The organism is Intrasporangium sp. (genome assembly GCF_051961875.1).
Lineage (GTDB): Bacteria > Actinomycetota > Actinomycetes > Actinomycetales > Dermatophilaceae > Intrasporangium_A.
In genome coordinates this window covers 1-5,820 of the sequence record NZ_JBQCCV010000291.1, presented here as the reverse complement: position 1 = coordinate 5,820, position 5,820 = coordinate 1, and the positions used below count along the sequence as shown (strand labels likewise).

Here is a 5,820-nt window from a genome sequence, read left to right as displayed (position 1 = left end):
TTGACACCCTCGCCCTTGGTCTGGCCGGGTGCGGTGTCCCCTTGGAACAGGTACAACGGGTGACCGTCGTAGGTGACCTGCCTGCCGCCGGATCGGGTGATGCTGCCGAGCGCGTGGGGCAGGCTGACCTGGCTCTTCAGCGTCCCCTGAGGGCCGACCATGAGCGGTGGCCACATCGTGGCGCAGGCGCCGGTGCAGTGGCTGCGGCCATCCTTGTCCAGGACGAAGGTGTAGAGCGTCAGACCGGCTGTGTCGGTGAGCACGGTGCCCAGCGCTGTGTGACGCTCGCCGATCACGACCGGCGGGGTGATGTGGGCCGCCACGTGGGCTGCGGGCGGCTTCGTCCCGCTCGGCGAAGGAGTCCCCGAAGAGGAGGCCGTCGACGACCCGCCCATGGCTCCGCACGCGGCCAGGCCGAGGGCCGCCACGCCCAGTGCCGTGATCTCAACGAGACGGAGTGCCCCTGGAGTTCGCATCTGCTGTCCTTGTTCGCCGGGCCGCTCCGGCCGATCCGGAGAGCCTCATCCCTCCACCACGTAGCGGCCCGGCATCTGGTTCACCGCGACTCGCAAACGGATGTGACGGGCGCCCGAGGAGCGGTATGCCGCTCACCGAGCTGAGCGCCATACCGCTCGATTCGCTTGGTGAGCAGGAAGTTCAAGCCTCCAGGGCGCTCGACGGCGCGGCTCAGTCGTCGACTCTCGAGTGTGCGGCTCCCGTGGCCTCGAGGTAGGCGAGGATGGCACGAACGCGGCGGTTCTCGTCCGGTGAGGCAGGTAGCTGGAGCTTGGCGAAGATCGAGGCGATGTGCGTCTCGACCGTCCTCTCCGACAGGAACAGCCGGCTCCCGATCGCCTGGTTCGACCAGCCCTCGGCCATGAAGGTGAGCACCTCGAGCTCGCGCGGAGTGAGGGCATCGACCCGGGACCTCGACCGGGCGGTGCCGAGCAGCCGGGTCACGACGTCGGGGTCGAGCGCGGTGCCACCGGCGGCCACGCGCTCCAGGGCCGCAAGGAAGTCGTCGACGTCGAGGACGCGGTCCTTCAGCAGGTAGCCGATGGCCCCGCCGGAGACCAGCTCGACGGTCCGGCGCGTCTCGATGTGCTGTGACAGCAGCATGATCGGGGTCGGCGGATCCCACGCGCGGATCTGCAGAGCGACGTCGATCCCCTCGTCGTCGGACGGCATACGGACGTCGAGGACGACGACATCCGGGCGGTGTTCGCGCACCTGCGCCACGGCGGTCTCGGCCGTCGCGGCACGACCGACCACGTCGTGACCGGCGCTGGCGAGCAGGACCGACAGGCCCTCGCGGAACAGCGCCGAGTCCTCGCCGATCACGATGCGCATGGGAGCACCACCTCGACGGTCGTCCCCGCCCCGGGGGGAGAGATCAACCGCAGTGTGCCGCCCAGGGCGGCGACCCGGTCGGTCAATCCCGTGAGCCCGCCCGACGGCTTGACCGCCGCGCCGCCGCGCCCGTCGTCGGTGATGACGACGTGCAGATCGCCGGCAGCTTCCCGCACGCCGACGCGGACCCGGGACGCATCCGCGTGGCGCAGTGCGTTCGCGATCGCCTCGCTCACCACGAAGTAGGCCGTCGTGGCAACGGCGTCGGGGATCTCGCCCGCGCGCACATCCAGCTCGAAGCGCGGTTCGACGGGCAGGGCGAGGCTGCTCAGTGCGGCCGCGAGGCCGTCGTCCAAGGCGCTGGGGCGCACCCCGTTCGCGAGCTGACGCAGCTCCGCCACGGCGGTCGACAGGTCGGCGACCGCGGCATCGAGGGCCGCAGCAGTGGACTCATCGTGGGTGGCACCGCGCTGCAGCACACGCAGCCGCATGCCCACCGCGATGAGCCGCTGCTGTGTGCCGTCGTGCAGGTCGCGCTCGATCTTGCGACGCTCCTCGTACCCGGCACGCAGCAGACGGGTGCGGGACGCCTCGACCTCGGCGTTCGCGCGCGCCAGCTGCGCGCGAGCACGGGCCGCGTCGACGAGCGGCGCGGCGGCGCGGGCGATGTCGATGCCCGGTCGGGAAACCCGCCCGGCCGACGGGATGATCGCGGCAATCTCCTCGCCGCGCACGCGGATTGGGGTGGAGGCGTCCGTCAGGGTCACCTCCGCGCCGTCCAGCGTCTGCAGCGTACGGTCGCCGGTCGAGCGGTCGCCGTCCGGCCCGGTGCCGGCCACCAGGTAACCCACGACGAGACCGGGGTCCCGGAGGGCGGTGCGCAGCGTGGCCTCGACCTCCTCGGGGGCCGCCCCGGCGTGGTCGACGCGCTGCGACAGCGCACCGAGCGCGGCAACCGTCCGGGCGCGCTCGGGAAAGAGCACGTGGTCGAGCCCGCGACGGACGAATGGGTAGGCGATCACGGCCGCCCCGGTCAGGGCCGAGGTCGTCGTCACGGCCGCGAGCGGCGACCAGTGCACCATGGCCGTGCCCGCGGAGAGCGCGGCGGCGCTGAGCACGCCGAGCACGCAGAACGCGAGCACGCTCGCCGAGAGCGTCGCCACAGTGGCGCGGTCGACGTCGATGAGGGTCGGACGCAGCAGGGACACCGTCGCGCTCACGGGGATCGCCAGGTACATCACGACGAGGCCGAAGACCACCAGGTCCGGCTCGCCCAGCACCAGGTAGCTGGCCCAACACAGCATCAGGGTCAGCGGCAGCGAGACCCCCGCGAGGTACACCCATCGCAGCCTCAGCCGCGCCTGTTCGTCGGAGCGGCGGTACCGCGCGATGGGCGCCGCCGCGCACGCGATCAGAAGGATGGCGAACGCGGCCAGCAGCCCGAACCCGGGCGCAAGGAGCGCGTCGGTCCAGTCGGGCTGGAACGCCGGCACCCCGGCGAGCAGCCCGAAGGCCGCGGCCACCCCGGTGATCGCCCACCCCACTCGGGCCCAACGACGCGACGCCGGCCGTCCGTCCGGCAGCACGAGCAGCAGGATGGCGAAGGCGAGGTAGAGCAGCACCCAGTCACCCGAAACCGCCTCGGGCGCGTGCTCGCCCGGCAGGTTCGTCGCGATGAGGCAGAAGCCCGCCGATGCGAGCAGCGGTCCTGCCGGATGGCCCGGTCGCTTCGCCGCGAGGACGGCACCCAGCGTCAACGGGACGAGGGCCACACCGCAGACCGCGGCGCCGATGACCAGCTCGTCCGAGGTGAACGGCAGGGCGGCGAACAGCACCGTGGCCACGACCGCGCTGGCGAGCCACAAGGTCGCCACCACGATGCCAGCGCGCCCGGCGCGACCGGGGCTCCGGACGCCTGTGTGCGACGCATTCGCCGCTGTCATGGCCACAACCTAGGGCAGGAGGGACCCCATGGCATCCGTGCCACCACGCGCGGGTTTCCCGTGTCCGCTCCGATGCGGACAAATGCACCACACGGCCAGCCTGAACGCAGGCACCTTCGTGCCCTTCCCGCATGAGAGGACACCGACATGACCACCGCTTCCACGCAGCAGGTGCAGTCGCCTTCTGCACTGGCCGATCCGACCGTCGGGTTCCGCCGGCGCGCCGGCGCCGTCGCACTCCCCCTTGCCTTCGCGTTCCAGCTCGCCTGCAACGCGATCTACGCCTGGGCGTCGACCTCGAGCGGCCTGTCCGACACCGGCACGGCCGAGGAGACGCTCCGCTTCTACGGCATGTTCCCCAACGCTCTCGTTGCCTCCACCGTCCTGGCCGCCGTGGGCGTGCTCGTGATGATCCCCGGCCTGCTGACCGCGCTGAAGGTGCTCCGCCCGGCCAAGCCGCGGCTGGCCCTCTGGGCGGTCGGGCTCATGATCGCGGGGTACGCCTGCTACCTCGGCATCGTGCTGACCAACTTCGACGGCGCGGCGCTGGCACAGGTCGCCCAGAGCCACCCGGACGCGCCACTCGCTGCGGTTCTCGACACGGCACAGAGCACCCCGTACTTCGCGCCGTTCTTTGTGCTGTTCGTCATCGGGAACCTCGTCGGCACCTTGCTGCTGGGGCTCGGCGTCATGCTCTCCGGCATCCTGCCCCGGTATGCCGGCGCCCTCATCATGTGCTGGACGGTCGGCCACGTCATCAACATCGCGGGCGGCGGCGAGCTCTTCGCGGTCGCCGGGGGCGCGCTCGAGATCGCCGGACTGACCGTCGTGGCGGCGGCGGCGATGCGCACGTCCGACGCCGAGTGGGCAGCACGGGGCTGAACGCGAGGGTGGCGAACCGCAAGCGCGAGCTCGCCGTCGACGACGGCGAGCTCGCGGTGTGGGCGGGCCCGGCCGCCCGGCGTTCGGGCAGGCTCAACGAGCTGAGAATGCCGCCGCGCTGCGCCCCGAGGCTCAGGGCGTGAACCGGCCCAGCCAGCGCAGGGCCCGACCGACGACCTTGTTGTGATGCCAGCCATGCCGGACCACGGTCTTGCGCACCCTCCGGATCCCGTCGCGCACCCGGACGGCCGGCCCACTGCGGGACTGATCCTCGATCTCCCAGGCCCATTTGCTCAGCGAGTGGGCGCAGCGGACGCACACCCCGACCTCGGGATGGTCACTCAGATGGACCAGTTTCGCTCGGTCCTCCATCCGCCCGCAGCACCAGCATTGGGAGGGGCCCAGGTCGTCACGGTCAACCGCAGGCATCGCCATGATCGCTTCTCACTTCCGATGGCCGACGTCTCCACCGCGCCGGCAGCGGACAGATGCTGACCGGCTCCACGGCCAGAGCCACACCACGAGCGTATGCCGCGCCCACGAGTGCTGGTCCCATTGACGGCTGGATCGAGGCCCGCGCAGGCTCGGTCCAGCCGATGTCCGCACAATCAGCGTCACCCGGGGTGTCGGACGACAACGGGGGGAGGAGACCGTGAGAGCACTGCTACTGGTCGACCTGCTGATCGGCGGCTACAACTTCGGCACGATCTGGGCCCACGAGGTGGACATCTTCCGGTCCTGGCGGCTGGTGGGCCGGCACTTCCAGGAGATCCAGCGGGTGCACTGGAAGAAGCTCCCCTACTGGGTCCTCGCTCCCGTCGGCGCGGGCTTTGCCCTGTCGATCGCGATGCTGTGGCTCGCGCCGAACGGGTCCCCACCGTGGGGATCCTGGGGGTCTTTTGGGAGCCAGGCTGCCTCAGCCGTGCTGACGGCGGCGACCTGGGGCCGCTGGCAGGCCAGCCTCGCTCGCGACCCGCGCGGACCTGAAAGCCCCTACCTCGACCGCATCCTCGCCACCCACTGGATCCGCACGGCGCTCTACTCGGCCAATGCCCTCATCGTGCTGGCGTGGACCGTCGCGGTGTTCGGCTAGCCGGGCGACGGGGCCCGACCGGCGGTCCGCACCGGCTCGGTCAGGACAGACTCCCGCTTTGGGGGTCGAGTCAGCGGAACGAGCGGGCCACGACGACCTCCGCGGCGGCGAAGGCACCGGCGGCGGCTGCCTGCTGGATCCCCTCGCGGCGTCGGGACCGGGAGCAGATCGCGAGGCCGAGCATGCTCGCCGAGTGAAGAGTGTCGACCGCTCCGCCGAGCTCGTGCAGCGCCCGACGGCCGGACCGGTCCGCGTCCGACGCGAGCAGGGTGACCGCCCCCTGCAGAACCAGACGCGCACCGAGGAGCTTGGGCAAGGTGCCCGGGCGACCGAGCTGAACCAGCCCGTATGCCCCGCGCGTGACCTCGAGCGGGACGGCCAGCCCCGCCGCGCCGGTCCCGTCGAAAGCTCTCCCGTCCCTGCGCCCTGTCATGGGGTGACCTCTCCCGGTCGTTCCGCGAGCCTCTTGGCGGCCTCGATCATGACCGCGTGCACGAACGCCTGCGGGAAGTTCCCCCGAAGCTGTCGCTGCTCCACGTCATACTCCTCGGT

Annotated in this window: 7 protein-coding genes; 2 read left to right on the top strand and 5 right to left on the bottom strand. The window is 71.5% G+C overall.

The window, feature by feature from the left end:
- The 3 genes from ACTHJJ_RS18270 to ACTHJJ_RS18260 form a co-directional block, all read right to left on the bottom strand.
- Nucleotides 1-476 (bottom strand): COG4315 family predicted lipoprotein (locus ACTHJJ_RS18270; RefSeq protein WP_440304374.1); only part of this gene is annotated, 476 nt, incomplete at its 3' end.
- 211 nt (nucleotides 477-687) lie between these two features.
- A complete protein-coding gene (locus ACTHJJ_RS18265) occupies nucleotides 688-1,350 on the bottom strand; it encodes a response regulator transcription factor (protein WP_440304373.1) in 663 nt (220 codons plus the stop codon).
- Entirely contained in the window at nucleotides 1,338-3,293 is a 1,956-nt protein-coding gene (locus tag ACTHJJ_RS18260; protein ID WP_440304372.1) for a sensor histidine kinase, read from the bottom strand. Before ACTHJJ_RS18260 ends, ACTHJJ_RS18265 begins: the two co-directional genes overlap by 13 nt.
- A gap of 147 nt (nucleotides 3,294-3,440) precedes the next feature.
- Between ACTHJJ_RS18260 and ACTHJJ_RS18255 the strand changes: the two genes are divergently transcribed.
- Nucleotides 3,441-4,175: a DUF4386 family protein gene (locus ACTHJJ_RS18255; protein WP_440304371.1), complete on the top strand. Its 735-nt coding sequence runs from the start codon at nucleotides 3,441-3,443 to the stop codon at nucleotides 4,173-4,175.
- Nucleotides 4,176-4,307: 132 nt separating this feature from the next.
- On the opposite strand, the gene ACTHJJ_RS18250 is transcribed toward ACTHJJ_RS18255, so the two are convergent.
- Complete coding sequence (locus ACTHJJ_RS18250; protein WP_440304370.1) at nucleotides 4,308-4,610, bottom strand: hypothetical protein; 303 nt, start codon at nucleotides 4,608-4,610, stop codon at nucleotides 4,308-4,310.
- 217 nt (nucleotides 4,611-4,827) lie between these two features.
- On the opposite strand from ACTHJJ_RS18250, the gene ACTHJJ_RS18245 reads away from it, so the two are divergent.
- Nucleotides 4,828-5,268, top strand: a complete 441-nt coding sequence (locus tag ACTHJJ_RS18245) for a hypothetical protein (RefSeq protein ID WP_440304369.1) — start codon at nucleotides 4,828-4,830, stop codon at nucleotides 5,266-5,268.
- A 70-nt stretch (nucleotides 5,269-5,338) separates the two neighbouring features.
- On the opposite strand, the gene ACTHJJ_RS18240 is transcribed toward ACTHJJ_RS18245, so the two are convergent.
- Nucleotides 5,339-5,701, bottom strand: coding sequence for a hypothetical protein (locus ACTHJJ_RS18240; RefSeq protein ID WP_440304368.1), 363 nt, complete (start codon nucleotides 5,699-5,701; stop codon nucleotides 5,339-5,341).
- Nucleotides 5,702-5,820: the final 119 nt, after the last annotated feature.

Bases quoted from the DNA above. Each gene is read 5' to 3' on its own strand.
- ACTHJJ_RS18240 (WP_440304368.1), bottom strand. From the start codon at position 5,701: ATGACAGGGCGCAGGGACGGGAGAGCTTTCGACGGGACCGGCGCGGCG.
- ACTHJJ_RS18255 (WP_440304371.1), top strand. From the start codon at position 3,441: ATGACCACCGCTTCCACGCAGCAGGTGCAGTCGCCTTCTGCACTGGCC.
- ACTHJJ_RS18265 (WP_440304373.1), bottom strand. From the start codon at position 1,350: ATGCGCATCGTGATCGGCGAGGACTCGGCGCTGTTCCGCGAGGGCCTG.
- ACTHJJ_RS18250 (WP_440304370.1), bottom strand. From the start codon at position 4,610: ATGGCGATGCCTGCGGTTGACCGTGACGACCTGGGCCCCTCCCAATGC.
- ACTHJJ_RS18260 (WP_440304372.1), bottom strand. From the start codon at position 3,293: ATGACAGCGGCGAATGCGTCGCACACAGGCGTCCGGAGCCCCGGTCGC.